The 26,651-nt window shown below is 73.6% G+C and carries 29 protein-coding genes; 9 read left to right on the top strand and 20 right to left on the bottom strand.

All coding sequences use genetic code 11. The annotated features are described in order from the left end of the window. Window positions 1-6 precede the first annotated feature (6 nt). Both IE172_RS08860 and IE172_RS08855 read right to left on the bottom strand, forming a co-directional pair. A complete protein-coding gene (locus tag IE172_RS08860; RefSeq protein WP_190096573.1) occupies window positions 7-609 on the bottom strand; it encodes a ClpP family protease in 603 nt (200 codons plus the stop codon). Next, complete coding sequence (locus IE172_RS08855) at window positions 609-1,265, bottom strand: ATP-dependent Clp protease proteolytic subunit (protein WP_190096572.1); 657 nt, start codon at window positions 1,263-1,265, stop codon at window positions 609-611. The genes IE172_RS08860 and IE172_RS08855 overlap by 1 nt, the downstream gene beginning before the upstream one ends. Window positions 1,266-1,486: 221 nt before the next feature. On the opposite strand from IE172_RS08855, the gene IE172_RS08850 reads away from it, so the two are divergent. After that, window positions 1,487-1,969, top strand: coding sequence for a VOC family protein (locus IE172_RS08850; RefSeq protein ID WP_190096571.1), 483 nt, complete (start codon window positions 1,487-1,489; stop codon window positions 1,967-1,969). 61 nt (window positions 1,970-2,030) lie between these two features. On the opposite strand, the gene IE172_RS08845 is transcribed toward IE172_RS08850, so the two are convergent. After that, entirely contained in the window at window positions 2,031-2,939 is a 909-nt protein-coding gene (locus tag IE172_RS08845; protein WP_190096570.1) for an SGNH/GDSL hydrolase family protein, read from the bottom strand. Window positions 2,940-3,118: 179 nt separating this feature from the next. On the opposite strand from IE172_RS08845, the gene IE172_RS08840 reads away from it, so the two are divergent. Genes IE172_RS08840 through IE172_RS08830 form a run of 3 tightly spaced genes read left to right on the top strand, consistent with a single transcriptional unit; the run spans window position 3,119 to window position 5,688 of the window. Continuing rightward, window positions 3,119-3,919 carry a VOC family protein gene (locus IE172_RS08840; RefSeq protein WP_190096569.1) on the top strand — a complete coding sequence of 267 codons (801 nt, stop codon included), beginning with the start codon at window positions 3,119-3,121 and terminating at the stop codon, window positions 3,917-3,919. Window positions 3,920-3,959: 40 nt separating this feature from the next. Beyond that, entirely contained in the window at window positions 3,960-4,664 is a 705-nt protein-coding gene (locus IE172_RS08835) for a ribonuclease H family protein (protein WP_229885900.1), read from the top strand. 40 nt (window positions 4,665-4,704) lie between these two features. Continuing rightward, window positions 4,705-5,688 carry an aldo/keto reductase gene (locus IE172_RS08830; protein ID WP_190096567.1) on the top strand — a complete coding sequence of 328 codons (984 nt, stop codon included), beginning with the start codon at window positions 4,705-4,707 and terminating at the stop codon, window positions 5,686-5,688. Window positions 5,689-5,705: 17 nt separating this feature from the next. Here the strand turns inward: IE172_RS08830 and IE172_RS08825 are convergent, their stop codons facing one another. After that, window positions 5,706-6,044, bottom strand: a complete 339-nt coding sequence (locus IE172_RS08825) for a hypothetical protein (RefSeq protein WP_190096566.1) — start codon at window positions 6,042-6,044, stop codon at window positions 5,706-5,708. A gap of 139 nt (window positions 6,045-6,183) precedes the next feature. Between IE172_RS08825 and IE172_RS08820 the strand changes: the two genes are divergently transcribed. Beyond that, window positions 6,184-6,681, top strand: coding sequence for a DUF6328 family protein (locus IE172_RS08820; protein WP_190096565.1), 498 nt, complete (start codon window positions 6,184-6,186; stop codon window positions 6,679-6,681). 11 nt (window positions 6,682-6,692) lie between these two features. Here the strand turns inward: IE172_RS08820 and IE172_RS08815 are convergent, their stop codons facing one another. After that, window positions 6,693-7,118: an SsgA family sporulation/cell division regulator gene (locus IE172_RS08815; RefSeq protein ID WP_190096564.1), complete on the bottom strand. Its 426-nt coding sequence runs from the start codon at window positions 7,116-7,118 to the stop codon at window positions 6,693-6,695. 106 nt (window positions 7,119-7,224) lie between these two features. Then, on the bottom strand, window positions 7,225-8,196 hold the full coding sequence (locus IE172_RS08810; protein ID WP_190096563.1) for an LLM class F420-dependent oxidoreductase: 972 nt from the start codon (window positions 8,194-8,196) through the stop codon (window positions 7,225-7,227). Between the two features lie 72 nt (window positions 8,197-8,268). Here IE172_RS08810 and IE172_RS08805 point away from each other — a divergent pair, with 72 nt between their 5' ends. Continuing rightward, complete coding sequence (locus IE172_RS08805; RefSeq protein ID WP_190096562.1) at window positions 8,269-9,738, top strand: serine hydrolase domain-containing protein; 1,470 nt, start codon at window positions 8,269-8,271, stop codon at window positions 9,736-9,738. On the opposite strand, the gene IE172_RS08800 is transcribed toward IE172_RS08805, so the two are convergent. The 8 genes from IE172_RS08800 to IE172_RS08765 form a co-directional block, all read right to left on the bottom strand. Further along, complete coding sequence (locus IE172_RS08800) at window positions 9,709-11,298, bottom strand: serine/threonine-protein kinase (protein ID WP_190096561.1); 1,590 nt, start codon at window positions 11,296-11,298, stop codon at window positions 9,709-9,711. The genes IE172_RS08805 and IE172_RS08800 overlap by 30 nt on opposite strands. Window positions 11,299-11,377: 79 nt before the next feature. Then, a complete protein-coding gene (locus IE172_RS08795; protein WP_190096560.1) occupies window positions 11,378-12,337 on the bottom strand; it encodes a threonine/serine dehydratase family protein in 960 nt (319 codons plus the stop codon). Between the two features lie 81 nt (window positions 12,338-12,418). Then, window positions 12,419-13,096 carry an AIM24 family protein gene (locus tag IE172_RS08790; RefSeq protein WP_190096559.1) on the bottom strand — a complete coding sequence of 226 codons (678 nt, stop codon included), beginning with the start codon at window positions 13,094-13,096 and terminating at the stop codon, window positions 12,419-12,421. Between the two features lie 60 nt (window positions 13,097-13,156). After that, the gene (locus tag IE172_RS08785) at window positions 13,157-14,461 is read right to left on the bottom strand and encodes a CAP domain-containing protein (RefSeq protein ID WP_190096558.1); all 1,305 of its coding nucleotides are present in this window, start codon (window positions 14,459-14,461) and stop codon (window positions 13,157-13,159) included. A gap of 91 nt (window positions 14,462-14,552) precedes the next feature. Then, complete coding sequence (locus IE172_RS08780) at window positions 14,553-14,906, bottom strand: UBP-type zinc finger domain-containing protein (RefSeq protein WP_190096557.1); 354 nt, start codon at window positions 14,904-14,906, stop codon at window positions 14,553-14,555. Next, on the bottom strand, window positions 14,903-16,363 hold the full coding sequence (locus IE172_RS08775) for an ATP-binding protein (RefSeq protein ID WP_190096556.1): 1,461 nt from the start codon (window positions 16,361-16,363) through the stop codon (window positions 14,903-14,905). Before IE172_RS08775 ends, IE172_RS08780 begins: the two co-directional genes overlap by 4 nt. Next, on the bottom strand, window positions 16,360-18,036 hold the full coding sequence (locus IE172_RS08770) for an NAD(P)/FAD-dependent oxidoreductase (protein ID WP_190096555.1): 1,677 nt from the start codon (window positions 18,034-18,036) through the stop codon (window positions 16,360-16,362). The genes IE172_RS08775 and IE172_RS08770 overlap by 4 nt, the downstream gene beginning before the upstream one ends. 112 nt (window positions 18,037-18,148) lie before the next feature. Then, entirely contained in the window at window positions 18,149-18,502 is a 354-nt protein-coding gene (locus tag IE172_RS08765) for a VOC family protein (protein WP_190096554.1), read from the bottom strand. Between the two features lie 59 nt (window positions 18,503-18,561). Between IE172_RS08765 and IE172_RS08760 the strand changes: the two genes are divergently transcribed. Further along, a complete protein-coding gene (locus IE172_RS08760) occupies window positions 18,562-19,434 on the top strand; it encodes a universal stress protein (RefSeq protein WP_190096553.1) in 873 nt (290 codons plus the stop codon). 13 nt (window positions 19,435-19,447) lie between these two features. Here the strand turns inward: IE172_RS08760 and IE172_RS08755 are convergent, their stop codons facing one another. From IE172_RS08755 to IE172_RS08740, 4 genes are all read right to left on the bottom strand, one after another. Continuing rightward, a complete protein-coding gene (locus IE172_RS08755) occupies window positions 19,448-20,680 on the bottom strand; it encodes a DUF4032 domain-containing protein (RefSeq protein ID WP_190096552.1) in 1,233 nt (410 codons plus the stop codon). Window positions 20,681-20,720: 40 nt separating this feature from the next. Further along, window positions 20,721-21,467 carry an MBL fold metallo-hydrolase gene (locus tag IE172_RS08750; RefSeq protein ID WP_190096551.1) on the bottom strand — a complete coding sequence of 249 codons (747 nt, stop codon included), beginning with the start codon at window positions 21,465-21,467 and terminating at the stop codon, window positions 20,721-20,723. 50 nt (window positions 21,468-21,517) lie between these two features. After that, window positions 21,518-22,738 carry an acyltransferase family protein gene (locus IE172_RS08745; RefSeq protein ID WP_190096550.1) on the bottom strand — a complete coding sequence of 407 codons (1,221 nt, stop codon included), beginning with the start codon at window positions 22,736-22,738 and terminating at the stop codon, window positions 21,518-21,520. A 68-nt stretch (window positions 22,739-22,806) separates the two neighbouring features. Continuing rightward, window positions 22,807-23,445, bottom strand: coding sequence for an alpha-ketoglutarate-dependent dioxygenase AlkB (locus IE172_RS08740; RefSeq protein WP_190096549.1), 639 nt, complete (start codon window positions 23,443-23,445; stop codon window positions 22,807-22,809). A gap of 136 nt (window positions 23,446-23,581) precedes the next feature. Between IE172_RS08740 and IE172_RS08735 the strand changes: the two genes are divergently transcribed. Both IE172_RS08735 and IE172_RS08730 read left to right on the top strand, forming a co-directional pair. Next, complete coding sequence (locus tag IE172_RS08735; RefSeq protein WP_190096548.1) at window positions 23,582-24,184, top strand: TetR/AcrR family transcriptional regulator; 603 nt, start codon at window positions 23,582-23,584, stop codon at window positions 24,182-24,184. A 17-nt stretch (window positions 24,185-24,201) separates the two neighbouring features. Continuing rightward, complete coding sequence (locus IE172_RS08730) at window positions 24,202-25,875, top strand: FAD-binding dehydrogenase (RefSeq protein ID WP_190096547.1); 1,674 nt, start codon at window positions 24,202-24,204, stop codon at window positions 25,873-25,875. Between the two features lie 22 nt (window positions 25,876-25,897). On the opposite strand, the gene IE172_RS08725 is transcribed toward IE172_RS08730, so the two are convergent. Both IE172_RS08725 and IE172_RS08720 read right to left on the bottom strand, forming a co-directional pair. Continuing rightward, window positions 25,898-26,248, bottom strand: a complete 351-nt coding sequence (locus tag IE172_RS08725; protein WP_190096546.1) for a DUF488 domain-containing protein — start codon at window positions 26,246-26,248, stop codon at window positions 25,898-25,900. 69 nt (window positions 26,249-26,317) lie between these two features. Continuing rightward, window positions 26,318-26,572: a WhiB family transcriptional regulator gene (locus IE172_RS08720; RefSeq protein ID WP_190096545.1), complete on the bottom strand. Its 255-nt coding sequence runs from the start codon at window positions 26,570-26,572 to the stop codon at window positions 26,318-26,320. Window positions 26,573-26,651: the final 79 nt, after the last annotated feature.

The following is a 26,651-nucleotide window of genomic DNA, read 5'->3' as shown; positions in this document are numbered from 1 at the left end:
CGGCGCCTACACCCCCGCCAGGCGCCGGGTCAGCACCTCGTCGGCGAGGCCGTACGCCACGGCCTCCTCGGCGGTGAACACCTTGTCGCGGTCCATGTCCGCGCGCAGGGTCGCCACGTCGTGCCGGGTGTGCCGGGACAGCACCTCCTCCACCTGGGACCGGATCCGCACCATCTCCTTGGCCCGGAGCGACAGGTCGGACGCCGTGCCGCGCGCCCCGTCCGCGGCCGGCTGCCCGAGCAGCACCCGTGCGTGCTCCAGGACGAACCGCCGCCCCGGATCCCCGCCGGCCAGCAGCACGGCGGCCGTGGAGGCCGCCTGCCCGACACAGAACGTCGAGACCGGGGCCCGGACGAACGTCATCGTGTCGTAGATCGCCATGAGGGAGGTGAAGGAGCCGCCGGGAGAGTTGATGTAGACCGCGATCTCGCTGTCCGGGGCCGCCGACTCCAGGTGGAGCAGCTGGGCGATGACGACGTTGGCGACACCGTCGTCGATCTCGGTCCCGAGGAAGACGATCCGCTCGGACAGCAGCCGGCTGAACACGTCGTAGGACCGCTCGCCCCGCGGGGTGCGCTCGACGACGTGCGGAATCGTGTAGGAACCCATCACCGCAGCCCCGCCCTGTGCCGGGTCGCCGCGGGACGGACGTCGTCCAGCGACTCCACCACCCGGTCGACCATCCCGTACTCCCTGGCCTGCTCGGCGGTGAACCAGCGGTCCCGGTCGCCGTCCCGGGAGACGGTCTCCTCGCTCTGCCCGGTGTGCTCGGCGGTGATCCGCTCGACGGTCCGTTTGGTGAACTCCAGGTTCTCCGCCTGGATCTCGATATCGGCGGTGGTGCCCCCGATGCCGCCCGACGGCTGGTGCATCATCACGCGCGCGTTCGGCAGGGCGTACCGCTTGCCGCGCGTGCCGACGCAGAGCAGGAACTGGCCCATGCTGGCCGCGAAGCCCATCGCCAGGGTGGAGACGTCGTTGGGGATCAGCCGCATGGTGTCGTAAATGGCCAGCCCTGCGTGCACCGAACCGCCGGGACTGTTGATGTACAGGCTGATGTCGGTGCGGGGGTCCTCGGCGGACAGGATCAGCAGCTGGGCGCAGACCCGGTTCGCGGAGACCTCGTCGACCTGGGTGCCGAGCAGCACGATCCGCTGCGCGAGCAGCTGGGCGGCGAGGTGGTCGTCGTACGGCGTCGGAGGGGTGTCGCCCTCCGCTGCCCGGGGCAGCGGGGCCGGCCGGGGGACGGCGGTGAGTAAGGACATCGGCGCTCCTGGTGGTTGCTGGCAGTCACGCGGCCGGGACGACCGCGTGCCTCCCACTGTCGGACGGCCGGGGCCGCGGGCGGGGAGAACTCTGCCCCCGGCAGATTCGCCACGGGCAGAGCCCCGGCCGGCTCGCGGCCGCCTGCCGCCCGGCGCCGATGAGTTCTGCGGGCCGGACGGGTCGACACTGGTGACCGGGTCCCACGCCCCAGGAGGTAGTCATGAACACCGACGGATTCACCACCTGTCTCTGGTACGACGGCCAGGCCGAGGAAGCGGCCGGCTTCTACGTCTCGGTCTTCGAGAACGCCAAGCTCGGCGAGGTCGTCCGCAACACCGGCGCCGCGCCCGGCGCAGAGGGCTCCGTGCTCACGGTCGAGTTCACGGCCAACGGCCAGAAGTTCGTCGCGCTGAACGGCGGACCCGAGTTCACCTTCAACGAGGCGATCTCCTTCCAGCTGGAATGCGCCGACCAGGCGGAGATCGACCACTACTGGGAGAAGCTCGTCGAGGGCGGCGGCGAGCACGGTCCCTGCGGCTGGCTCAAGGACCGGTTCGGCGTCTCCTGGCAGGTCAACGCCGTGCGGCTGACCGAGATGATCAGTGACCCCGACCGGCGGAAGGCCGACCGTGCCATGAAGGCCATGATGACGATGGGCAAGCTCGACATCGCCGCCCTGGAGAAGGCGTACGCGGGCGAGTGAAAACCGCGAGCGGTGCGGGACCGGCGGCACCCGGCCCCGCCGCCGTGCGCGCCCGGGTAGCTCAGCCGGCGCGGACGTCCTCGCCGATCACCCGGGTGATCTCGCGGGCGATGCGCCGGATGCCGGGGGAGGGGACCGGGCACGGCCTGGGCTCGGACGTCGTGGGTGCCAGGCAGAAGTGCAGCGGGTCGTCGTCGAGGTGGAGGGCCGTCCGGTCCCGCCCGGGTTCCGTGCAGTGGTCGGGGTGGGCACGCTCGTAGGAGTCGCACGGCAGATACTGCGTCCACGTGTACCGGGCCCCCGCCGGGCTCACCGCCCGGCCCGCGTCGGCGACGAGGTCGCCGGAGCCGGCCGCGGTCCGCTCGTAGAGCGCGTTCACCCGGCGCACCCGGTCGGGAGTGACCGGGTCCGGGCCCTGCAGCACCCAGACGATCCGCGGGCCCTTCTTCCCGCCCGCCGAGCGGATCTGGTCGGTGAGGCGCCGCGTGTCGGCCGCGTACCGCTCCAGGTACCGCTCCCGCGAGCCGTCGTAGGTGATCCCGTCCATGCAGGGCGTATAGCCCCAGGAGTTGCCCCAGAACTGCAGCACCACATAGTCCGGCCGCAGGGTGCGCACCAGCGCGGCCGCCTTGTCGGACGCCGGAACCAGGGACCGCTCGGCCGACCCCTCCAGGTAGTCGCAGACGGTGGTGCCCGAGTGGGGGGCGCCCGTGTAGCCGGCCCGCAGCCGTTCGCGCAGTTCCTCCCCGAGCACCTCCTGGTTCTCCATCGCCAGGGAGTCGCCCAGGTACAGCACCGTGGGCGGGGTGACGGGCGGGGCGGAGACGACGGGCGCCGGCTGCTGCGTGGTGGCCGACGCGCCGGGGGAGGCCGCCGGCGCCGGCCCGGCCTCCGGCCCGGACGACGGATCGGTGCACGCGCCCAGCAGGGCGGCGGCGAGCACCACGGACACGAACCACGGCTTGCGCATACGGCGGCATCCCCCCGGCCGGCGAAACGGCCCCCAAGGCAAGCACAACCGGGGCCGGCGGGGAAGAGGAAGTTCCGGCCGCGCCGCGCCGTGTGGGGGCGGCGCCCGGCGCGCGGGCCGGGCACGGGGTGACTAGCGTGAGGAAACGGACCGACCACCCGTGGGAGGGGGCCGCAGCCATGGCCGTGCCACCCGAAGGGGCCCCGTGCTGGGCCGACGCGATGTTCGACGACATCGAGGGAGCCAAGAGCTTCTACGGTGACGTTCTCGGCTGGACCTTCGGCGAGACGTCGCCGGAGTACGGCAACTACACCCAGGCCTACGCCGACGGCAAGGCGGTGGCGGCCGTCGTACCGCCCATGCCGGGGCAGGAGGGCAGCTCCCAGTGGTGCCTCTACCTCGCGGCGCGGGACGCCGCCGCGACGGCGGAGCGGATCCGGGACAACGGCGGCGAGCTGCTGATGGAGCCGATGCCGGTCGGAGACTTCGGCACCATGTGCCTGGCCCGCGACCCCGGCGGGGTCGTCTTCGGCGTCTGGCAGGCCGGCACCCACGAGGGGTTCCAGGCGACGGCCGAACCCGGCGCGTACTGCTGGGCCGAGGTCTTCACCCGTGAGCCGGAGAAGTCCGACGCGTTCTTCCCCGCCGTCTTCTCCTACCGCTCCAAGCGGTTCGAGGACCACGAGGAGCCGGACTTCCGGATCTACGACCTCGGCGAGCGCAGCGTGCTCGGCCGGATGAGGATGACGGACGACTTCCCGCCCGAGGTGCCGCCGTACATCAACGTCTACTTCACCGTCGCCGACTGCGACGAGGCCGTCGGCCGGGCGAGCGCGCGCGGTGCCGTGCTGCGGTTCGGCCCGATGGACACGCCGTTCGGACGCTTCGCCGCGCTCAGCGACCCGCAGGGCGCGAACTTCTCGGTGATCGACATCACGGCCACCACCGGCGAGACGCCGAAGACCGCTTACGTGGACTGAGCGGGCGGGACGTCCCTGCGGCCATGGCATGATCGGGCGTATGCGTGAACGTGTGGTGGCCGCGTGCGACGGGGCTTCGAAGGGAAACCCCGGACCCGCCGGCTGGGCCTGGGTGGTGGCCGACGCATCAGGGACGCCGGTCCGCTGGGAGGCGGGGGCGCTGGGCAAGGCCACCAACAACATCGCCGAACTCACCGCGCTGGAGCGGTTGCTGGCGGCCACCGACCCGGGCGTGCCGCTCGAGGTCAGGATGGACTCGCAGTACGCCATGAAGGCCGTCACCACCTGGCTGCCCGGCTGGAAGCGCAACGGCTGGCGCACCGCGGCCGGCAAACCGGTCGCCAACCAGGAACTCGTGGTGCGCATCGACGGCCTCCTGCAGGACCGCTCCGTGGAGTTCCGCTACGTCCCCGCCCACCAGGTCGACGGCGACCGGCTCAACGACTTCGCCGACCGCGCGGCCAGCCAGGCGGCCACCGCCCAGCGCGACGCCGGCAGCGAGCTGGGATCGCCCGAACCGCCGGCCGCCCCCGACCGCCCGGCGGGCACCGCGACCGGACGCGCCCCCGGCGGGAAGAAGACCCCCCGGCAGCGCGGCGGCGGATCGTCGTCCCGCACGATCAAGGCGAAGTTCCCGGGCCGCTGCCCGTGCGGACGCTCCTACGCGGCGGGCGAGGCCATCGCCAAGAACGACAAGGGCTGGGGCCACCCCGAATGCCGGACGGCGGCCACCGACCGGTCGTAGCCGCGGTACCGCCGGCCGTGCCGGATGACAGACTGACCCCATGGACGAGCGCACATTCGACAGGTCGGGCCAGCACGCATCGGTGATCGGTCTCGGCACATGGCAACTCGGGGCGGACTGGGGTGACGTCGACGACAAGGAAGCCCTGACGGTCCTGGAGACCGCCGCCGAATCGGGCGTCACCTTCTTCGACACCGCCGACGTCTACGGCGACGGACGCAGCGAGCAGACCATCGCCTCGTTCCTCAGCGGGCGGCCCGACCTGCACGTACTGGTCGCCACCAAGATGGGCCGCCGGGTCGACCAGATCCCCGAGAACTACGTGCTGGACAACTTCCGCGCCTGGAACGACCGTTCGCGGCGCAACCTCGGGGTCGACCGCATCGACCTGGTGCAGCTGCACTGCCCGCCGACCCCCGTCTACTCCACCGACGAGGTCTTCGACGCCCTCGACACCCTGGTGGCGGAGGAACGCGTCGCCGCCTACGGCGTCAGCGTGGAGACCTGCGCCGAGGCGCTCACCGCGATCGCGCGGCCCAACGTGGCGAGCGTGCAGATCATCCTCAACCCGTTCCGCATGAAGCCGCTGCGCGAGGTGCTCCCGGCCGCCCGGGAGGCCGGCGTGGGCATCATCGCCCGGGTGCCGCTCGCCTCCGGACTGCTGTCCGGCAAGTACACCCGGGACACCGTCTTCGCCGAGAACGACCACCGTTCGTTCAACCGGCACGGCGAGGCGTTCGACCAGGGCGAGACCTTCTCCGGCGTCGACTACGCGACGGGCGTGGAAGCCGCCGCCGAGTTCGCCGCGCTCGCCCCCGAGGGGTACACCCCGGCCCAGCTCGCCCTGCGCTGGATCGTGCAGCAGCCCGGCGTCACCACCGTCATCCCCGGCGCCCGCTCGCCCGAGCAGGCCCGCGCCAACGCGGACGCGGCCCGGCTGCCGGAGCTGTCCGGGGCGACGCTCACGGCGATCCGCGAACTCTACGACGCGCGCGTCAAGGACCAGGTGGAGGCCCGCTGGTAGCGGAGGGGCCGCGGCCGTCACGGCTGGAGCAGCAACTGCCGCTCCTGTTCCTGGTCACCGGAGGCGGCGCCCTCGTCGCGGGCCCTGAAGGACCGCGCGAGGGTGTCGCTCGCCCGCCGGACCGCCTGCGGGCTGCCCTGCACGGTGACGCTGACCGGCGCCGACAGCGAGCCCGCTGCCGCGTCCCCGGCGGTCACCCGCCCCTCCCCGGTGAACGTCGCCACGCGGACCGTCGCCCCCTCCGCGGAGGGCTGCTGGTCCGCCGCGCCGAACGTGCCCTCCAGGGCCCGGACGACCGCTCGGGCGTCGTCGACGTCCCCGCCGCTGAGCGTCACGGTGAGCTGGGTGTCCGTCATACGTCCCACGACCTCCTGGCCTCGGTGTCATCGCCGTCCGTGTAACCGTGCCCCGCGCGCCCAAACCGCGGCCGGGCCGGGGAGGGCGGCGGCTTTCGGGGCATCAGGGGAAGAGACCGCCGACCAGAGGGAGGCAACCGTGCCGGACTCGGAGTGGGACGAGAACAGGCGCCGGGGGAGGAACGAGACCGAGGACGAACGGGCCGACCGGATGTGGACGGAACTCATCCAGGAGGTCAGGGTCGCCCAGATGGGCGTGCAGATCCTGTTCGGCTTCCTGCTGACCGTCGTGTTCACCCCGAAGTACGCCGACCTGTCCGACACCGACCAGATGATCTACATCGTGACGGTGGTCCTGGGCGCCTGCGCCACCGGCGCGCTCATCGGCCCGGTGTCGCTGCACCGGCTGGTCTCCGGGCGGCGCATCAAGGCGCAGGCGGTGCGCTGGGCCTCCCGGCTCACCCTCCTCGGACTGGCGCTGCTGCTCGCCACCACCAGTTGTTCCCTGCTGCTCATCCTGCGCGTCGCCAGCGACGACGACTTCGTCCCGTACCTGGTGACCGGAGTGGTGTTCTGGTACCTGCTGTGCTGGTTCGGGCTGCCGCTCTGGGCGCGGTACCGCCACACCACGCGGTGAGGGCCGGGGCTTCAGCTCCCGGCGAGGACGTCGGCGAGGAAGTCGTCCAGGCCCACCTCCTCGCAGCCCGGAGGGACCACCCGGCGGGTCTGGTGCAGGAAGTCACCGACGGTCTCGGCCCAGGCATAGACCACCGCGTGGTGCCGGCCACCGTCGGCGTGCGCCTCGCCGAGGAACTCCATGCGCAGTTCCCGGCCCACTCCCCGGGACTCCGGGCTCAGCCGCACGTCGCCGATGCCGACCGCCCGGGTGAGACCTTCGGTGACCATCTCGCGGTCCAGCTGCCAGCGGGCCAGCACCCTGCCGTCGTGACTGAAGACGATCGTGACCGCGAACGGGTCGGACGGGTCGTAGCTCAGGTGGGCGAGCACGGGGAAGCGGTCCGTGACGCCCGCCTGGAGCTCCACCACCAGGGTCTTGTGCACGAACGAGTTCACGAGGGGCCTTTCGGAGAACCGGGCGTAGACAGCCCCTAGTACCCCGGATTCACGCGGCATGCTCCGCCGGGCGGGTGAATCGCTCCACGGGCCGCGGCCGCCGCCGTCAGCCGAAGGCGTCCCGCAGGGCCGGCAGCAGCGTCTTCTCCGACCAGTCCAGGAACCGCGGCTGCGACTCGCCGCCGATCTGCACCAGGGCGACCTCGGTGAAACCGGCCTCGGCGTAGGGGCGCACGGCCTCGACGAAGTCCGCGGGGTCGCTGCCGCAGGGGATGGACTGCGCGACGTCCTCCGGGCGGACGAACTGGGTCGCCGACTCGAAGCTGTCGGGGTGCGGCAGTTCGGAGTTGACCTTCCAGCCGTTGCCGAACCAGCGGAACTGTTCGTGGGCCCGCTCGACGGCCGCGTCCCGGTCGGGGTCGTGACACACCGGCAGCTGTCCCACCCGGGGCTTGCCCTGCCCGCCGTGCCGGTCGAAGTCGTCGAGCAGCTCGGCCTTCGGCTCCGTGGCGATGACCAGGTCGGCGAGCCGGCCCGCGAGGGCGCAGGACCGCTTCCCCGACACCGCGATGCCGATCGGCGGCGGCTGGTCCGGCAGATCCCACAGCTTGGCCGACTCGACGTCGAAGTGGGTGCCCCGGTGGTTCACGTGGCCGCCCTCGAACAGCGCCCGGATGATCTCCACCGCCTCCTCGAACATCTCGTGCCGCACGTCCACCGACGGCCAGCCGCCGCCCACCACGTGCTCGTTGAGGTTCTCGCCGGAGCCCAGCCCCAGCCGGAACCGGCCCTCCGACAGCAACTGCAGCGTCGCCGCCTTCTGCGCCACCACCGCCGGGTGGTAGCGGAACGTCGGACACGTCACGTAGGTCATCAGCGGAATGCGCGAGGTGGCCTGCGCGGCGGCGCCCAGCACACTCCAGGCGTACGGCGAGTGACCCTGGGAGGCCAGCCAGGGGAAGTAGTGGTCGGAGGTCACCGAGAAGTCGAAGCCCGCCTCCTCGGCCCGCACCACATGGTCGACCAGCTCGCGGGGTCCGGCCTGCTCGGTCATCATCGTGTATCCGATTTGCACCATGCCGTCCGGGTCCCCGCCGGGGACCGCGGGAAACGGGGGATCACCCCGGGGCCGCCCGGGCAGGATGGCCCCATGACCGCTCGTTCCCTCCCCGCCTCGGACCCCGCCGCCCAGGGCGTCGACGCGTCCGGCGTCCACGCCTTCCTCGACGCCCTCGAAGCCGCCCCGGACATCGAGCCGCACAGCCTGATGATCCTGCGCCACGGCCGGCTCGTGGCCGCCGGCTGGTGGGCGCCGTACACCGCGCGGCGCCCGCACCTGCTGTACTCGCTCAGCAAGAGCTTCACGGCCACCGCCGCCGCGCTCGCCGAGGGCGAGGGGCTGATCGACTTCGACGCCCCGGTGCTGTCGTACTTCCCGGAGTTCGAGGCCGACATCACCGACCCGCGCAGCCGGGCCGTGCTGGTCCGGCACGTGGCGTCCATGGCGAGCGGCCACGACCGGGAGATGATCGACGCCGCGTACGGCGCCGACCGCGCGGAACCCGTGCGCGGCTTCCTGCTCCAGCCGCCCGAGCACGATCCGGGAACCGTCTTCGCCTACAACCAGCCCTGCACGTACACGCTCGGCGCGATCGTGCAGCGGGTCACCGGACAGACCCTCACCGACTACCTGCGGCCCCGCCTGTTCGACCCGCTGGGCATCGGCGAGACGGCGTGGCAGCGGGACCGGGCCGGCCGCGAGATCGGCTTCAGCGGACTGCACGCCGCGACCGACGCCGTCGCACGCCTCGGCCAGCTCTACCTGGACGACGGCGTCTGGCAGGGCGAACGGCTGCTGCCCGGGGGGTGGGTCGCCCGCGCCTCCCACCCGCACATACCCACCGCCGGCGCCATGGGGGCGGAGAACAGGTCCGACTGGGACCGCGGCTACGGGCACCAGTTCTGGATCTCCCGGCACGGATTCCGCGGCGACGGCGCGTACGGGCAGTACTGCCTGGTCCTGCCCGGACACGACGCGGTGATCGCCGCGACGACGGCGACCGAGCAGATGCAGGACTACCTGGACCTGGTGTGGCGGCACCTCCTGCCCGCCTTCCGTCCCGGCCCGCTGACCGGCCGGGAGGCCGCCGACACCGCCCTGCGCGAGCGCCTCGGCCGGCTCGCCCTGCCCCCCGTCGCGGGCACCCCCGTACCGCAGGAGCGGAGCGGGGAGTGGGCGGGAGCCGCGTTCGCCCCGGACGGCGGGATCTGCGCCGACCAGCCGAAGCTGACCGCGGCCGAGGTCGTCCCGGAGGCCGGCGGCGGCTGGACGCTGCGGCTCACGGAGGACGGTGAGCCGTTCGACGCCCGGTTCGACGGGCGGGGATGGACCGTCACCGAGGAGCCCGCCCCGGCCGCCGTGAGCGGTGGCTGGTCCGACGACGGCACCCTCACCGTGGACGTGGCGTTCCTCGAGACACCGCACCGGCTCCGGGTCACCTGCTCCCTCACCGGCCGGACCTTCACCGCCCGCTGGCACACCCGCCCGCTGAACGGCCGGCCGCTGCGCGGGATGCGCGCCCCGGGCCCGTCACGGCGGGCCCGGCCGGAACGTCCGTAGGAAGGTGCTCAGCGCCTCCCGGCTCGCGGGGTCCTCCCAGTCGGCGGCCGGGGTGGTCCAGCGCAAGGAGAAGCCCCGGCCGCCGCCCAGCAGGAAGCCCCGGCCGAAGGTGCGCACCCGGGCGCCGTCGTCCCCGGCGTACCACTCCATGTCGGCGGCCTCGCGCCCCTGGTAGGTCCTCGCCCTGATTCCGCCGATCCGCTCGTAGCGCCCGGACCGCTCCAGCCCCGGCTCCACGTCGTCCCGCCACACGGCCACGGCGTCCGCCCCCACCCGCTCGCTGTAGGTCACCGCCAGGGTGCGCGGGTCCCCGTCGGCGCCGAACGTGACGCGGTAGGCCAGGCCGGCGGTGTCGGAGGTGGCCAGCCGCTTCCAGCCCCCGGGCAGCGCGACGGAGAAGCCCTCCGGAGCCCGGTAGGTCCGGAAGCCGGGAGGGAGACCGCCCGTGCCCGGCGGGGACGGGGTGGGCGTGGCGGACGGCGGGGACGTGTCCGGGACACCGGGGCCGTCCCCGCCGCCGGGCGCCCCGGAGGAGCCCGGTGCGGACGCCGAGGCCGGCGGCGCGTCCGCCGCCCCGGTGCCGCCGCCGGAGCCGGGCAGCCCCCGCGCCGCGACGAACACGGCGACCGCGACGGTGACGACGGCGAGGGCGGTGCCCAGCACCCTGTTCCTCCTGCTCCGCTCCGGGCCCCCGCCGGCGGCGGGCGCACCGTGCGACCGGGCGTCCGGCGTCGCCGCCTCGGCCGGGGGCGCCTCGCGCAGCACCCGGGTGAGCGCCTCACGGACCACCTGACGGGTCGGCCGCTCCCGGGCGTCCTTGCGCAGCAGACCCCGGACGACCTGGGTGAGCGGGCCGCACCGCACCGGGGTGCGCGGCGGCAGCCGGTCGATCCCCCTCAGCGTGGCCTCGGGCCGTCCGCGGTCCCGGAACGGCGGCCGGCCCTCCAGCATCGTGTAGAGGATCGCGCCCAGCGCCCACAGGTCGGCGGCGGGGCCGATCCGCTGGTCGCGGGCCTGTTCCGGGGAGGCGTACGACGGTGCCGTGAGCCGGGGCGCGGACGTCGTGCCGGCCAGTCCGTAGCCGGTGACGACCACCGGGCCGTCGTCGCGCAGGAACACCTGGCCGGGACTGAGCTCCCCGTGGGTGACGGCCCCGGCGTGCGCGGCGTCCAGCACGTCGAGCAGTTCCAGCCCGACGCGCGCGGCCCGCACCCAGGTGAACGGCCCCCGCTCGCGGAGGACCTCGTCGAGGGGCGTGCCGTCGATCCACGCGGTGACGGTCCACAGCGCGCCGGCCTCGTCGACGGCGTCGACGACCGTGGCGACCCGGCCGGGGCACAGCCCGCCCACGGTCCCGGTGGTCCGCAGGACACGCGAGGGGGCGCGGCGGGCCGCGTCTCCGGCCCCGCGCGGCAGTTCGGTACGGGTGGCCAGGCACGGGCGGCCCGTGCGCAGGTCGTCGGCGTACCAGCTCACGCGATTGGTCTCCCGGTGCGTGACCTCGACCAGCCGGTACCGGCCGGCGACCGGCCGGTCCGTGGAGACGTGCGCCCTGCCCATGGCCATCCCTCGTCGAACCGCTGGATCCCGCTTCCCCCACTGGTACGGGGGAGCGGGCGGGGTCCGTTCAAAGGAAGGCTCAGCGGAGCTCGAAGTGTCCCGCCCAGGCGATCATGTCGGCGGTCGTGGCGTTGCCGCCGCACACCACGAGGCCGAGCCGCGCCCCCTCACCGACCCGCTCCAGCACCCGCCGCGCGGCGGGGAGCAGACAGCCCGCCGCCGGCTCGGCCCACACCTTGGCGTGGTCCGCGAGGTCGAGGGAGCCCTCCACCGCCTCCCGGTCCGACACCACCAGCACCTCGGTGACGAGCTCCGACACATGTGCGTACGTGAGCCGGGACACCGCAGGGGCACTGAGCGTGGAGACGATCGACGTCAGCTCCACCGGCACCGGCCCGCCCGCCGCCAGCGCCTCGGACATCGCCCGGGCTCCCTCCGTCTCCACGCCCCACACCCGCACCCCGGGCCGCGTCGCCCGCAGGGCCGCCGCGACCCCGGCGATCAGCCCGCCGCCCCCGATGCTCACCAGCACGTCCGTGAGGTCACCGGCGTCCTCGGCCAACTCCAGCCCCACCGTGCCCTGACCGGCGATCACCACCGGGTCGTCGAAGGGGTGGACCAGCGTCAGACCCTCCTCCCGGAGCCGTCCCGTCAACCCGAACGCGCCGTCCATGTCGTCGGTCACCCGCACCGAGGCGCCCGCGGACTCCGCGATCTCCACCGCCCTCACGGGCGCCGAACGCGGCATCACCACCGTGGCCTTCACATCCAGCGCCGCGGCCATCACCGCGAGGGCGATCCCGTGATTGCCGCCGCTCACCGCCACCACCCCGGCCGCCCGCTCGGCCTCGCTCAGCGACAGCAGCTTCGCCGCCGCGCCGCGCACCTTGAACGAACCGGTGCGCTGCAGCAGTTCGAGTTTGGCCGTGACCGGCACCCCGAGCAGTTCCGACAGTCCGGGGCTCGGCACCGTCGGGGTCCGCACCACGTGCCCGGCGATCCGCGCGGCGGCGGTCTCGATGTCGGCGATCTGGATCACGACTGTCACCTCTCCGGCACGGGGGCTGGTGATCCGCGCCGTGACCACCCTGACCCGCGCGGCGGGCCGGGTCAACGACGTTCAGTGCTGCTGGGCCTTGTGCGGTGTCGCCTCGCTGGGACGCACCACCACGTGCCCCTCGCCCTGGAACTTCAGCTGCACGGCCTCGCCCGACCCGCCGCGCAGCATCGAGCCGAGCGACTGCGAACGGTGCAGCGAGGTGTCCAGGCCCGCGGTCCAGCCGACGATCGCGTCGGTGTCCACGAACACCGGGTACCGCGGCGCCACCGGGATGACCAGCGGATTCCCCTCGCACACCAGCCCCAGGCGGCCGTGCCCGGTGAAGACGCTGTTGAACAGTCCGCCGCCGGTGATCCCGGCGCCCTTCACGGTGGCGATGCGGTACGACAGCGAGGAGTCGAAGCACAGCACGTTGCGGCCGTTGACGGTGAACTCGTCGCCGGGGTCGACGTCGACGACGAAGCAGTTCTGCGCCTCGAGCGCGAACCAGGCCTCGCCCTGGCCGCGCACCGCCATCAGCGGCAGTCCCTCGCCGGTCACCGCCCGCTTGAGCATGCCGCCCACGCCCTGGCCCTTGCGCTCGAACTGCAGGTTGCCGCGGTAGGCGACCATCGCGCCCTGGCGGGCGTGCATCTCGCCGTCGACCGTGTAGCGGATGCACTTGGCGTTCTCGATCGTCATCCCCGCGGCCGTGGCCGGCCGCACCATGTGCTGACTGGAAAACAGGTCACCCTTCATGAGAGGCATCCTGCCCCGGACCTGTTGCCTCCGCCAGGGCCGGCCGGTGCGGGCCGCGCGTCACGCGCCGAGCAGCTGGGTCCAGTACGTGCCCGCCCGGCCGCCGCCCGCGAAGCCGACACCGATGTGGGTGAAACCGGCCGCGAGGATGTTGGCACGGTGGCCGGGGCTGTTCATCCATCCCTCCACCACCTCGGCGGGCGAGCGCTGCCCGCAGGCGATGTTCTCGCCGACGGTCCGCCGCGCCGAGCCCGCGGCGGTGGCCCGCTCCAGGGGCCCGCTGCCGTCGGGCGCGGTGTGGGAGTAGAAGTCCCGGGCCACCATGTCGGCGCTGTGCGCCTGCGCGGCCTCGGTCAGCCGGGGATCGCCGGACAGCGGCGGCAGTCCGGCCCGGGCGCGTGCCCGGTTGGTGAGGCCGATGACCTCACGGGCCGTGCGGTCGAGACCGTCCGGGGTGAGCGGAGCGGCCCACAGCGCCGTCCAGTAGGTGTCGCCGGACCCCGCGTCGCCGGCGGACGCCACCGCCGCGTGGGCGAAGGCCGGGTCGCACACGGTGCGGCGGGCCGCATCGTGGCGCAGGCAGTGGTCGACGAACCGGTCGACGGTGAGCGGACCGGAGACCAGGTGCTCGCCGACCGTCAGGTACGCGTACCCGGCGGACACCACGCGCTGGTGGACGGAGACGCCGTCCACCCCCTCGACGGCCGGACGCCCGCCCCGCGCCATCGTCCCGGCGTGCTCACGCGCCGCGACGGCCAGTCGCGCGTCATGGGCGACCGGCGGCGAACCGGCGGCGGCCCGCGCCGCGTTCACCAGGCCGAGGAAACCGTCCGCGGCACGCGGCGCGGCGGGGGCGGTCGCCGTCCGGGTGGACACGGCACCGTCGTCGTCCGCCACGTCGACCCCGAAGTCCCGGGCCAGTCCGGCCAGTCCGTCCGCGTACCCCTGGCCCAGGGCCCTCAGTTTCCACTCCGCGCCACGCCGGTAGAGCTCCACGAGGAGCAGGACCGTCTCCTGCCCGGCCGGCGGGGGCGCGAACCGGGCGAGCGGGCGTCCGCGGGCGTCGGCGACCCGGAGCACCGGTACGGGCAGGGCGCCGAGCGGGGTGCCCGGACCGGCGGGGCTGACGGACACCGTGACCCGCGCCGCCCCGGGGCGCAGCGCCGCCGGGTCGACGGTGAGGGTGTCGCCGCCGAGCCGGGCCCCCGGGGCGGACGGCTGGTTGTAGAACACGAAGTCGGCGTCGCCGCTCACCTTTCCGCCGTCGTCCGTGATCAGTGCCGACACGTCGAAGGGACCGGACACCCGGACGTTCACCGCACCGCCCGGGAGGGCCAGATTGCCGCCGGGGACCAACTCGCTCATCACGCCGCCCTGATGATGTCGTCGTACACACGGACCGGGTGGGGTGTCCGGTCAACGACGGGCGGCGGGCGGGGGTTCCCGGCCGTGCGGCTCAGCGGCGCAGCGTCTGCGTCCAGTTCGCGGGCACCCGGCCCGCGGGGCCAGGCGCCGGCTGGTCGGCGGGGTGGCTCACCGGCGGGGCGAGGTCGGGGCCGGACTCGTACAGTTCGTCGGTGGCGTAGTCCCAGAACCATGCCTCGCCCGGCTCGTAACTGCGCACCAGGGGATGGCCGGTGGCCTCGAAGTGCGCCGTGGCGTGCCGGCCGGGTGAGCTGTCGCAGCAGCCGATGTGGCCGCAGCTCGCGCAGCGCCGCAGATGGAACCACCACCCGTCCTGGGCGTCGCACTCGGCGCATCCCGTCCCGGTCGGCGGGGCGCTCGGGTCGATGGCGTGTTCGCTGGTCATGCCGGCTCCTCGGGGGTGTCGTCGGGGTCCGGGGCGGTGAGCGGGAGCAGCACCTGGAAACGGGTGTCTCCCGGCTCGGAGTCGAAGCGCAGGCTCCCGTGGTGCTTGTCCACCACGATCCGCCAGGAGATGTCCAGGCCCAGGCCGGTGCCCTCGCCCACCGGCTTGGTGGTGAAGAACGGGTCGAAGACGCGGTCCCGGATCTCGGCCGGGATGCCGGTCCCGGTGTCGCGGAACTCCACCAGCAGCCGGTCGTGCTGGCGCGCGGTGCGCACGGTCAGGGTGCCCTCGCCGCCGGTGTGGCGCATGGCGGCGACCGCGTTGTCGATCAGGTTGGTCCACACCTGGTTGAGCTCCGCCGGGTAGGCCGGGATCCGCGGCAGGGTGCGGTCGTACTCCTTGACCACCTCGATGCGCTCCCCGGTCTTGCCCGACAGCATCAGCAGGGTGCTGTCGAGGAGTTCGTGCACGTCGGCGACCTGGAAGGGGGCGCGGTCGAGCTGCGAGTACTCCTTGGCGGCGTCGACCAGGTGCGAGATGCGGCTGGTGGAGTCCTCGATCTCGTCCATCAGCAGTTCCGTCTCGACCGTGTAGCTCAGCCAGCCGACCGCCCCGGGGAGGATCTCCGCGTCCACGGCGGCGGCGACCTGGTCCAGCCAGTCCAGGTCGAGCCCGGCCTGGACGAAGGTGGGGGCGATCCGCCAGCCCTCGGCGATGCCGTGGTCGTCCAGCCAGTCGGACAGGGCGTCCTCCCGGTCCGCCGCCTCCAGGGGGCTGAGCACGGGTGCCTTGGCGACCCGCTCGGCCGTGCGTTCCTGGATCTCGATGAGCCGCGCCAGAGTCTCGCGGTCGTAGGTGCCCGCGGAGATGACGCGCAGCTTGTGCCGCATCCTTCCCACGCGTTCGCGCAGGGTCGCCGTCGCCCGCACGGCCGCCGCCGCGGGGTTGTTCAGCTCGTGCGTCAGCCCGGCCGACAGCGAGCCGAGCGCCAGCAGCCGTTCCCGCTGCCCGACGGCCCGCTGGGTGTTCTTCGAGCCGAGGAACAGCCCCTCCAGCAGGTGCACGGCCATCGGGAACCACTCGCGCATGATGCTCGCGAACGTGTCCGCGGGCAGCACGAAGAACCGCGTCGGCTCCGTCACGCGCAGGGAGTTGTTGTAGCGCTGCGGAACCCGCTCCCCGAGGTAGGCCTGCATCGCCCCCGCGTACACACCGCGCTGGGAGGTGCGGTTGACCTCGACGTCGTCCCCGCCGACCCGGCGGGACAGCACGACGGTGCCTTCCAGCATGACGTAGAAGCAGGTCGCCCGGTCGCCCTCGGTGTAGACGGGGCCGGGCTCGAACCGTTCCGTGCGTCCCTCGGCGCAGAGCCGCCCCAGCTGCCGCGGGGTGAGGTCCTCGAACAGGAACAGCGAGCCGATCTCCCGCGGGCTGCACGGCTCCGGCCGGCCGCTCACGACTGCTCCAGATAGCGGTGGACGAGCATCACGGCCATGGCTCCCTCTCCGACGGCGGACGCCACGCGCTTCGCGGACTCCGCGCGGGCGTCGCCCGCGACGAACACCCCGGGCACACTGGTCTCCAGGTGGTACGGCGGCCGGTCCAGTTCCCAGTCCGCCGGTGGCCGCCCGTCGGCGGTCAGATCGGGCCCGGCGAGGATGAACCCCCGCTCGTCCCGCAGCACCGTGCCGTCCAGCCAGTCGGTCAGCGGGGCGGCGCCGATGAACACGAACAGCCACTGCGCGTCGACGCGTTCGCTCCGCCCGCTGTCCGTGTCGCGCAGGGTCAGCCCCTCCAGGTGGCCGTCGCCGTGGGCGCTCTCCACGACCGTCCCGCTCCGCACCGAGATGTTCCGGGCCCGGTCGATCTGCTGGATCAGGTAGTACGACATCGAGGCCGCCGGACCGGGACCGCGCACCAGCAGCGTCACCGACTTGGCGAACCGGGACAGGTACATCGCCGCCTGGCCCGCCGAGTTGGCGCCGCCGGCGATGTAGACGTCCTGCCCCTGGCAGGCGGCGGCCTCCGTCAGCACGGACCCGTAGTAGACGCCGCAGCCGCCCAGTTCGTCGCAGCCCGGCGCCGCCAGCCGCCGGTAGGACACCCCGGTCGCCAGGATCACACTGTGCGCGGCGACCGCGGAACCGTCGGAGAACCGCGCGACCCGGGCGGCGCCGGCCGTCTCCAGTCCCGTCACCTCGCGGGCGCTGAGGATCTCCGCGCCGAACCGGGTGGCCTGCCGCCGTGCCCGGTCGGTGAGCTGCGCCCCCGACACCCCGTCGGGGAAACCCAGGTAGTTCTCGATCCGGGAGCTCTGGCCGGCCTGCCCGCCGGTCGCCGACCGCTCCACGAGCACCGTGCGCAGGCCTTCCGACGCCCCGTAGACCGCCGCGCCGAGCCCCGCCGGACCGCCGCCGATCACCACCAGGTCGTAGAAGTCGGCCGCGGGGGTCGTCGCGAGGCCCACCCGGTCGGCGAGGTCCACCGTCTCCGGCTCCACCAGGGGCGACCCGTCCGGGGTGATCACCACCGGCAGCCGTATCCCGTCCTCGCCCGCGGCGGCCAGCAGCCGCCGGCCCTCCGGTTCGTCGGAGGAGTACCACCGGTAGGGCACCTGGTTGCGGGCCAGGAACTCCCGTACGTCGGAGGAGCGCGCCGACCAGCGGTGCCCGACCACCTTGGTGCTGGGCACGGGCCGGTGGTCGCCGCTCCGCCACGCCCGCAGGAGGTCGTCCAGGACCGGGTAGAGCTTCTCCTCCGGCGGGTCCCACGGCTTGAGGAGGTAGTGGTCGAGGTCGACGACGTTGATGGCGTCGATCGCCGCACCGGTGTCCGCGTAGGCGGTCAGCAGCACCCGCCGCGCCCCGGGGAAGACGTCCAGGGCCTGCTCCAGGAACTCGATGCCGTTCATCCGCGGCATCCGGTAGTCGGCGAGGATCACGGCGACGAGGTCGCCCCGCAGCTTCAGCTCGCGCAGCGCCTGGAGCGCGGACTCGCCGGACTCCGCGCGCACGATCCGGTATGAGGCGCCGTAGTGCCGCCTGAGGTCCCGGGCCACGGCGCGGGAGACCCCCGGGTCGTCGTCGACGGTCATGATGACGGTCCGCGCTGGGCCGGCGGCCTGGGTCATACGTCCCCCACGGGGCGGTAGGTTCCCCGGCACGGCGGACCCGGTCCGGCCACCGCACCGGCCCTGCCATCGTAAGTGTGTTCGCGCCGGCCCGCTCAGGAACGGGCGGGCCTCACCCGGGGCGGGACGACAGCACGCAGAACTCGTTGCCCTCGATGTCCGCGAGGACCACCCAGGTCTGCTCGCCCTGCCCGATGTCCACCCGGCGCGCGCCGAGCGAGAGGAGCCGGGCCACCTCCGCGTCCTGGTCCTCGGGCCGGAAGTCCAGGTGCAGCCGGTTCTTGCCGGCCTTGGCCTCCCGCACCGGTTCGAAGATCAGGCCCGGCAGCCGGTCCGGGGACTGACGGATCTCGAACTCACCGGGGGCGTCGTTCACCACCACCCAGCGCAGGGCCTCGCACCACCAGCGTCCGAGGGCCACCGGATCGGCCGCGTCCATCACTACCTGCTCCCACCTCAAGGTCATGCGGCCAGCGTAGGGAAGACTGGACCCCGCGCAGTGGACACGACACCGGGAGGAACCGCATGACGCGCCCGATCACGGCAGGGATCGACGGAACCGAGGAGAGCCTCGCCGCGCTGCACTGGGCGGCCAGGGAGGCGGTCCGCCGGGGGCTGCCGCTCAGGGTGGTGCACGCCTGGACGTTCGAGCCGGGCGGCGCGGTGCAGGCCGGTGACAGGGCCGCCCAGGAGCAGTGGGTGCGCGACTCGGTCGGTGAGGCGGCCCGCACCGCCGGGGACCGGCACCCGGAGCTGTCCGTGACCACGGACGTCCTGGAGGGCGACGCCGTGGAGACGCTGACGGCGCTGGCGGCCGAGTCGGAGATGCTGGTGCTCGGCTCGCGCGGGCACGGCCGGATCATGGGCTTCCTGGTCGGTTCGGTCGGCCAGCAGGTGATCGTCGGGGCGGGCCGGCCGATCGTGTTCGTCCGCGCCGGGGACCAGGCCTCCGACGAGGCAGCCGGGCACGAGATCGTCGTGGGGCAGCAGGGCGACCCGGAGGACAGCGCCGCCGTGCTCGGTTTCGCCTTCGAGACGGCCGCCCGGCGCGGGGCGACCGTGCGCGCGGTGCGCGCCTGGGCGCTGCCGCCGGTGTTCGCCTACAGTCCCGCCTCCCTCCAGCTCCTCGACGAGGCCGGCGGCCTCGAACCGTTCGAGCAGAAGTCCCTGGCGGCGGCCCTCGCCCCCTGGCGGGAGCGCTACCCGGACGTCCGCGTCGTCGAGCACGTGGAGATGGGCAGCGCCGGGCAGGTGCTGCTGTCGGTGTCGGGCACCGCGCAGCTGATGGTCGTCGGCCGCCGCGCCCGTCGCACCGCCGTGGGCACCCGGATCGGCTCGGTGGCCTACGGCGTCCTGCACCACGCGGACTGCCCGGTGGCGGTCGTCCCGCCCGCCTGAGTCCGCGGCCGGCTCAGTCCTCCGTCGGCTGGAGGGTCGTCCGCGCCCTGGGCAGGATGGTGCGGACGTAGTCCTCGACGGCCGTGTCGAGTCCGATGTCGTGCTGGGCCCGTTCGGACATGTACCAGCGGTGCTCCAGGAGTTCGTGGTAGATCTCCGCGGCGTCCATCGGGCCGCGCAGGTCCGGGGGGACGGAACGCACGGTGGGCCGGAAGACCTCGCGCACCCAGCGGTGGGCGAGGACTTCCGGACGGGCGCCGAGGGGGTCACCCGGGGCGTAGTCGTCCTGGGTGGCCATCCAGCTCTCCAGGTCGTTCAGCAGCCGCCTGGCCTGGTTCTCCTCGGCGTCGAGCCCGGTCAGCCGCAGCAGTTGGCGCTGGTGGTGACCGGCGTCGACGACCTTCGGCACGAAGGTGACGGTGTCGCCGTTGGAGGCGTGCTCGATCTGCATCTCGGCCACGTCGAAACCGAGGTCGTTCAGGCGCCGGATGCGGCGCTCGATGTAGTGGTACTTGCCCGCCGGGTAGACGGAGGTGCGGGTCAGCTCCTGCCACAGGCTCTGGTAGCGGGCGCAGATCTCGGTGCCGAACTCGATCGGGTCGACGGAGGGGTGCAGTGCCCCGGACGCCTCCAGGTCGAGCAGTTCGCCACTGATGTTGACCCGGGCCAGGTCGAGGTCGTACTCGCGTTGCCCCGGGCTCAGTTCGGGGTGCAGGTCCCCGGTCTCGGCGTCCACGAGGTAGGCGGCGTAGGCGCCCGCGTCCCGCCGGAAGAGCGTGTTGGACAGCGAGCAGTCGCCCCAGGCGAACCCGGCCAGGTGCAGCCGGACCAGCAGCACGGCGAGCGCGTCCATCAGCCGGTGCATGGTCGCCGGGCGCAGCGTCGTCTCGAACATCGACCGGTACGGCATCGAGCCGCCGAGGTGCCGGGTGACCAGGACGCTCTCCAGCGGTTCCCCGCCGGGTTCGGTGCGGCCGGTGACCACGGCGAGCGGGTCCACCGCCGGGATGCCGAGCCGGTCGAGGTCCCGCAGCAGCTCGTACTCCCGCAGGGCGGGCCGCTGGGCGAGTTCCTTGACCGCGATCACCTCGTCGCCGGCGCGCGCGTAGCGCACCACGTGGCGGGAGATGCCGCGCGGCAGCGGCACCAGGTACTCCTGGGGCCAGTCCTCCAGCGGCAGGTGCCACGGCAGTTCCAACAGGAGCGCGGGGTGCTCCGGGTTGGTGGCGTTGATCTGCAGTGCCATGGCTGCGGTGTCCTCGTCTCGCGGTGATCGTCACCTCACCCTATGGGGCGCGCTCCCGCGCCAGCCGGGCGGCGTCCCGTACGGGCCCCTCGTGCAGGGGGCCGTGGCCGGGCAGCAGCAGGTCTCCGTCGAGCCCGGCCAGGACGTCCAGCGAGGCCACGGCGGTGGCGCGCTCGTGGTGGAACATGTCGGTCAGCATCTGCGGCCCCCCGGTCCGCGAGGTGGGATGACCGTTCACCAGGGCGTCGCCGGACACCACCACCCCCCGGTCGGGGAGGTGGAAGGCGCAGTGCCCGGCGGTGTGGCCCGGTGTGTGCACGGGCACGGGCCGGCCGGGCAGGTCGAGCGGACCGGACCCCGGGAACGGCTCGGGCGAGGTGACCGCGACATCCGCCGTTCCGCCGCTGCGCAGGGCGTGCGCGGCCCACGGCAGCACGCCCGGCCGCCACCCGTTGCGCAGCACCTGCCCGACGCTCACCTGGTGCAGGAAGTCCCGCCGCGCGTGCGGGACTTCGGCCTCGTGGGCGTAGACGGGGGTGCCGTGCGCGGCGCTCAGCCATTCGGCGGAGCCCAGGTGGTCGTTGTGGGCGTGGGTGATCAGCACGGCCGTCACCGCCCGGGGGGAACTCCCCACCTCGGCCAGGGAGGCGAGCAGTCCCTCGCGGTCGCCGGGATAGCCGGTGTCGATCAGCGTGACGGCGTCCCCGTCGGTGAGGATCACCCAGTTGGTGTTCGTGCCGTGCACCAGGTAGGTGCCGTCCGCCACGTGCCGCACTGTCGCTCGCATGACCGTCCCGTGTTCGCGTCGTCCGTGTCCGGGGTGAGGAGGACAGCAGATCACGGTGGGGACGCGGGCGGCGGGCCGGGGCGCCCCGACGGCCCTCGCGGGCGCATCCCGAACAGGAACCTGGTCACCGCCGTCCTGCGCACCCCGTACTCGTACAGCACGAGGACCACCGCCAGTGAGGCGGCCACGATCACCGCGTACTTGACGGCCGCCGGCGCGGACCAGCCGACCACGCCGTACGCGAGGGCCACCACGACCGGCTGGTGCAGCACGTACACCGGAAGCGCGGCGGGCGCCAGACGGGCGGGCAGCGGGGGCCGGCCGCGGCCGCCGGGGCGCACGCGCGGGCGCCGGGGCCGGTCCAGCAGACCGGTGATCGCGACCACCCAGCACCAGCCGGCCGCCCCGAACAGCGCCCGGGTCGCCAGCGCGGACGGTGTCCCCGCGGTGAACGGGTCGTCCCCCGCGACGAAGCCGGGCGCGGTCCCGGCGAACAGCACCACGCCGAGCACGCCCACCGGGACCGCGACGCGGCGGGTCGCCTCGCGGACGCGTTCGTCGTCCGCGAGCGCGAAACCGCAGGCGAAGAAGAGCAGGTAGGCCCAGCGGTTCCAGCCCGCGAAGCCCTCCTCCATGCCGAGCAGCGCGTTGACCGCGGCGAGCGGCAGGGCGGGCAGCAGGAGCAGCGCGGGCCGGCGCCGTAGCGCCGGGACCACGCGTTCCGCCCCGGCCGCCAGCCGTGCGGCGACCGGCGCGAGCAGCAGACAGAAGGTCAGCAGCAGGACCACGAACCACAGGTGGCCGGTCTCGAAGTGCTCACCGTCCAGGACGAAGGGGAAGTCGGCGAGGTCCGCGCGCACGGTCAGGAAGCGTGCCCAGAACCGCCCGTACGCCTCGTCGTGTCCGGGGCCGGCGGCGCGCTGCCGCAGCCACTGGGGGAGGGGGCACAGCACCACCGTCCCGAAGACCAGCGGAACGCCCAGGCGCAGCAGACGTTCCCGGGCGAACCCGGCGGCGCCCCTGCGGCGGACCGAGTGGCGGGCGCCGAGCCCGGCCACCAGGAACAGCACCGGCATGGCCCACACCACGCCGAACCCGGCGAGGACGGTGACGGCGTCCGTGGTGCGCGGGTTCTTGACGTAGAAGTCGTCGTCCGGGGAGAAGACGAGGGCGGCGTGGAAGAAGACCAGCCCGACGACGACCAGGGCGCGCAGCACGTCGAGTTCGCCGCGCCGGGCGTCCCCGGCCGCGCGCCCCGTGTCCGCGCCCATCGGCCCTCCCCGTCCGGGTGCGGCCCAGTGTGGGGGAGCGGGGGCGGGGAGGACAGCCTTCCGGCCGGTCAGTTCACCCCGCGCGGGCGGAACTGGACGCTGATGCGCGGTCCGGCGGCGCGGCCGCTCTTGGGGACGGCGTGTTCCCAGGTGCGCTGGCAGGAGCCGCCCATCACGATGAGGTCGCCGTGCCCGAGCGGACGGCGCACGGTCCCGCCGCCGCCCAGCGGACGCAGCAGCAGGTCGCGCGGCGCGCCCACGGAGAGGATCGCGACCATCGTGTCCTCGCGCGCGCCCCGGCCGATCCGGTCGCCGTGCCAGGCGACGCTGTCCCGGCCGTCGCGGTAGTAGCAGAGCCCGGCGGTGGCGAACGGCTCGCCCAGTTCGCCGGCGTAGTGCGCGCTGAGCGCCTCGCGGGCCTCGGTCAGCACCGGGTGCGGCAGCGGGTCGCCCGCGCGGTAGTACGACAGCAGCCGGGGCACGTCCACGACCTGGTCGTACATCTGCCGCCGCTCGGCCCGCCAGGGGACCTCGGCGGCCAGTCGCTCGAAGAGCGCGTCGGACCCGCCGAGCCATCCCGGCAGGACGTCGATCCAGGCGCCCCGGCCCAGCTCGGTGCGGCGCACTCCGTCGAGCGGGCCCAGCCGCAGCTCGTCGGCCTGGTCGAACAGGGACCCCTGGAGTGCCGGGGCGTGGTGCGTGCTCATCTCTCCACAGTACCCCCGAATCGAAAACCTGTTCTAGATCGATTCCGTGGCGCCTCGCGCACGGGTCTGTTCGATACACCGGTGTATCGGATACGTTCGCGTATCGAGCGGCGGAGCGGGAGGGGGTGGCACGGCGGTGGGGGACACGGCGGGGCGGGTCACCCGGCGTCGGCTGCGCACGCGCGCGAACCTCCTGGACGCCGCGTTCTCGGTGTTCGCCGCCAAGGGTTTCGGGCACGTCTCGATCGAGGAGATCTGCGAGGCGGCCGGTTACACCAGAGGCGCCTTCTACTCCAACTTCGACGGCCTGGACGAGCTGTTCTTCGCCCTGTATGCGGAGCGCGCCGAACTGATCGCGGAGCAGGTCTCCGGCGCCCTGGCCCTGGACGGTCCCGACCTCGACGTGACCGCCGCCGTCGACCGTGTCGCCGACGTCCTGCTGCTCGACCGTGACTGGCTGCTGGTCAAGACCGATTTCCTGGTGCACGCCGCCCGCGACCCCGAGGTGGCGCGCTGCCTGCTGGAACACCGGGCGCGGCTGCGGCGGGCCATCGCCGACCGGCTGGCCCGGGCCCGCGGCCACACGCGACTGTCCGCCGTCCTCGGCGACGCCGAGGGCGCCGCGCACGCCGTGGTCGCCGCCTACGACGGGGTCACTACCCGACTGCTGCTCGACCGGGACGTCGCGGGCGCCCGGGCCTGGCTGAAACAACTGCTGACCGCGCTGCTCACCGGATGAAGGAAGGGACGGTCGCCATGGATGCCGACGTCATCGTCGTCGGAGCGGGACTCGCGGGCCTCGTCGCGGCCCACGAGCTGACCAGCCAGGGCCGCAGGGTCGCCCTGGTCGACCAGGAGAACGCCGCCAACCTCGGCGGCCAGGCCTTCTGGTCCTTCGGCGGGCTGTTCCTGGTGGGCTCACCGGAACAGCGGCGCCTCGGCATCAAGGACTCCTTCGACCTGGCCTGGAGCGACTGGCGGGGAAGCGCCGGCTTCGACCGCCTCGACGACGAGGACAGCTGGGCGGTGCGCTGGGCGAGGGCGTACGTCGAGTGGGCGGCGGGGGAGAAGCGGTCCTGGCTGAACGGCCACGGCATCACCTTCCTGCCCACCGTCGGCTGGGCCGAACGCGGCGACCTCCGCGCGGACGGCCACGGCAACACCGTGCCCCGCTTCCACATCGCCTGGGGCACCGGGACCGGCGTCGTCGAGCCCTTCGTCCACCACGCCCGCCAGGCCAGCCGCGACGGGCTGCTCACCTTCCACCACCGGCACCGGGTCGACGAACTCGTCGTCGAGGGCGGCACCGCGCGCGGGGTGCGGGGCACCGTGCTGGCGGAGGACGACGCACCGCGCGGTGTCGCCTCCAGCCGGGAGTCGATCGGCGAGTTCGAACTCACCGCGCAGGCCGTGATCGTCACCAGTGGCGGCATCGGCGCCGACCACGACATCGTCCGCCGGTACTGGCCCGAGCGGCTGGGCACCCCGCCCCGCGAGATGGTCACCGGCGTCCCGGCGTACGTCGACGGGCGGATGCTGGACATCAGCGCCCGCGCGGGAGTGCGGCTGGTCAACCGGGACCGCATGTGGCACTACACCGAGGGCCTGCGCAACTGGGACCCGGTGTGGCCCGGGCACGGCATCCGCATCCTGCCCGGCCCGTCCTCCATGTGGTTCGACGCCCTGGGCCGCCGGCTCCCCGAGCCGTGCCTGCCGGGCTACGACACCCTCGGCACGCTGAAACACCTGCGCACCACCGAGGACATCGCCGGACACGACCATTCCTGGTTCGTCCTCACCCAGAGGATCATCGAGAAGGAGTTCGCGCTGTCGGGTTCCGAGCAGAACCCCGACATCACCGCCAAGGACCGCACCGGCTTCCTGCGGGAACGCGTGCTGGGCAAGGGCGCACCCGGGCCGGTGGACGCCTTCCTGCGCAAGGGCGCGGACTTCGTGACCGCCCCGACCGTCGAGCAGCTCGTCGAGAAGATGAACGCCCTCACCGACGAGCCCCTGCTGGACGCGGCGCTCCTGCGGCGCCAGATCGAGGCGCGCGACCTGCAACTGGCCAACACCTACAGCAAGGACGCCCAGGTGCAGGGCATCCGCAACGCCCGCCGTTACATCGGCGACCGCCTCGGCCGGGTCGCCACCCCGCACCGCATCCTCGACCCGGCGGCCGGTCCGCTGATCGGGGTCAAGCTCAACATCCTCACCCGCAAGACCCTCGGCGGCATCCAGACCGACCTCGACTCGCGCGCGCTCGGCGCCGACGGACGGCCGGTCGACGGGCTGTACGCGGCGGGCGAGGTGGCGGGCTTCGGCGGCGGAGGCGTCCACGGCTACAACGCGCTGGAGGGCACCTTCCTCGGCGGCTGCCTCTTCTCCGGCCGGGCGGCCGGCCGGGCGGCGGCCGCGCAGACGGCCTAGGCCACGGAGGTGCGGCCCGCCCTCAGTCCTCCAGAAGGCGGGCCAGCACCTCGGCATGGCTGTGACCGGTGTCCCTGGACGCGGTCAGCAGGGTCACGGTGCCCTGCCTCGCCCGGTCCCGCACCCGGTCGAGAAGCCCGGCGGCCTCCGGAGCGGCCAGCTCCGCCTCGTAGCGCTCGCGGAACTCCTCGTAGGAGCCGCCGTCCCCGTGGTACCAGCGGCGCAGCTCCGTGGACGGCGTCAGCCCCTTGGGCCACTCGTCCACCCGCGCCGCGTCCTTCGCCAGACCGCGCGGCCACAGCCGGTCGACCAGGACGCGGAGTCCGTCGTCCGGCTCGGGCGGCTCGTACACGCGGCGCACCCGTACGCTCATGGCCCAGACCCTTCCGGTGGTGTCCGGCGAGCGTACCGCCGCGCCCGGGAGAGGGCGCGGCGAGAACGCTCAGGAACCGGCGGCCCGCCGCGCGGCGACGCGCCGCTTCAGCGCGCGCCGTTCCGTCTCGCTCGTGCCGCCCCACACACCGATGGACTGGCCCGTCTCCAGTGCCCACTGAAGGCACTGCTCCTGCACGGGGCAGCGCCGGCACACCGCCTTGGCCTGTTCCGTCTGCAACAGGGCGGGGCCGGAGGTGCCGATCGGGAAGAAGAGGTCGGGGTCCTCGGTCCTGCAGGCCGCGCTGCTTCGCCAGTTGTCCATCGAAAGTCACCTGCGATCGGAGTCGATGCACACCCTTTGCGGGCGCCTTACTCCATTTCGGGTGACCTGTCGAATCGAG

The organism is Streptomyces griseoflavus, assembly GCF_014649995.1.
Taxonomy (GTDB): domain Bacteria; phylum Actinomycetota; class Actinomycetes; order Streptomycetales; family Streptomycetaceae; genus Streptomyces; species Streptomyces griseoflavus.
The sequence above is the reverse complement of the archived record's forward strand: the minus strand, read 5'-3'. Positions and strand labels throughout refer to the sequence as shown.

What these genes read in the sequence shown, in the direction of transcription:
- IE172_RS08835 (WP_229885900.1), top strand. Translation starts at nt 3,960, where the DNA reads ATGCGTGAACGTGTGGTGGCCGCGTGCGACGGGGCTTCGAAGGGAAAC.
- IE172_RS08830 (WP_190096567.1), top strand. Translation starts at nt 4,705, where the DNA reads ATGGACGAGCGCACATTCGACAGGTCGGGCCAGCACGCATCGGTGATC.
- IE172_RS08765 (WP_190096554.1), bottom strand. Translation starts at nt 18,502, where the DNA reads ATGACCTTGAGGTGGGAGCAGGTAGTGATGGACGCGGCCGATCCGGTG.
- IE172_RS08790 (WP_190096559.1), bottom strand. Translation starts at nt 13,096, where the DNA reads ATGAAGGGTGACCTGTTTTCCAGTCAGCACATGGTGCGGCCGGCCACG.
- IE172_RS08785 (WP_190096558.1), bottom strand. Translation starts at nt 14,461, where the DNA reads ATGAGCGAGTTGGTCCCCGGCGGCAATCTGGCCCTCCCGGGCGGTGCG.
- IE172_RS08780 (WP_190096557.1), bottom strand. Translation starts at nt 14,906, where the DNA reads ATGACCAGCGAACACGCCATCGACCCGAGCGCCCCGCCGACCGGGACG.
- IE172_RS08755 (WP_190096552.1), bottom strand. Translation starts at nt 20,680, where the DNA reads ATGGCACTGCAGATCAACGCCACCAACCCGGAGCACCCCGCGCTCCTG.
- IE172_RS08850 (WP_190096571.1), top strand. Translation starts at nt 1,487, where the DNA reads ATGAACACCGACGGATTCACCACCTGTCTCTGGTACGACGGCCAGGCC.
- IE172_RS08825 (WP_190096566.1), bottom strand. Translation starts at nt 6,044, where the DNA reads ATGACGGACACCCAGCTCACCGTGACGCTCAGCGGCGGGGACGTCGAC.
- IE172_RS08810 (WP_190096563.1), bottom strand. Translation starts at nt 8,196, where the DNA reads ATGGTGCAAATCGGATACACGATGATGACCGAGCAGGCCGGACCCCGC.
- IE172_RS08720 (WP_190096545.1), bottom strand. Translation starts at nt 26,572, where the DNA reads ATGGACAACTGGCGAAGCAGCGCGGCCTGCAGGACCGAGGACCCCGAC.
- IE172_RS08840 (WP_190096569.1), top strand. Translation starts at nt 3,119, where the DNA reads ATGGCCGTGCCACCCGAAGGGGCCCCGTGCTGGGCCGACGCGATGTTC.
- IE172_RS08740 (WP_190096549.1), bottom strand. Translation starts at nt 23,445, where the DNA reads ATGAGCACGCACCACGCCCCGGCACTCCAGGGGTCCCTGTTCGACCAG.
- IE172_RS08805 (WP_190096562.1), top strand. Translation starts at nt 8,269, where the DNA reads ATGACCGCTCGTTCCCTCCCCGCCTCGGACCCCGCCGCCCAGGGCGTC.
- IE172_RS08800 (WP_190096561.1), bottom strand. Translation starts at nt 11,298, where the DNA reads ATGGGCAGGGCGCACGTCTCCACGGACCGGCCGGTCGCCGGCCGGTAC.
- IE172_RS08855 (WP_190096572.1), bottom strand. Translation starts at nt 1,265, where the DNA reads ATGTCCTTACTCACCGCCGTCCCCCGGCCGGCCCCGCTGCCCCGGGCA.
- IE172_RS08760 (WP_190096553.1), top strand. Translation starts at nt 18,562, where the DNA reads ATGACGCGCCCGATCACGGCAGGGATCGACGGAACCGAGGAGAGCCTC.
- IE172_RS08725 (WP_190096546.1), bottom strand. Translation starts at nt 26,248, where the DNA reads ATGAGCGTACGGGTGCGCCGCGTGTACGAGCCGCCCGAGCCGGACGAC.
- IE172_RS08845 (WP_190096570.1), bottom strand. Translation starts at nt 2,939, where the DNA reads ATGCGCAAGCCGTGGTTCGTGTCCGTGGTGCTCGCCGCCGCCCTGCTG.
- IE172_RS08745 (WP_190096550.1), bottom strand. Translation starts at nt 22,738, where the DNA reads ATGGGCGCGGACACGGGGCGCGCGGCCGGGGACGCCCGGCGCGGCGAA.
- IE172_RS08770 (WP_190096555.1), bottom strand. Translation starts at nt 18,036, where the DNA reads ATGACCCAGGCCGCCGGCCCAGCGCGGACCGTCATCATGACCGTCGAC.
- IE172_RS08730 (WP_190096547.1), top strand. Translation starts at nt 24,202, where the DNA reads ATGGATGCCGACGTCATCGTCGTCGGAGCGGGACTCGCGGGCCTCGTC.
- IE172_RS08860 (WP_190096573.1), bottom strand. Translation starts at nt 609, where the DNA reads ATGGGTTCCTACACGATTCCGCACGTCGTCGAGCGCACCCCGCGGGGC.
- IE172_RS08750 (WP_190096551.1), bottom strand. Translation starts at nt 21,467, where the DNA reads ATGCGAGCGACAGTGCGGCACGTGGCGGACGGCACCTACCTGGTGCAC.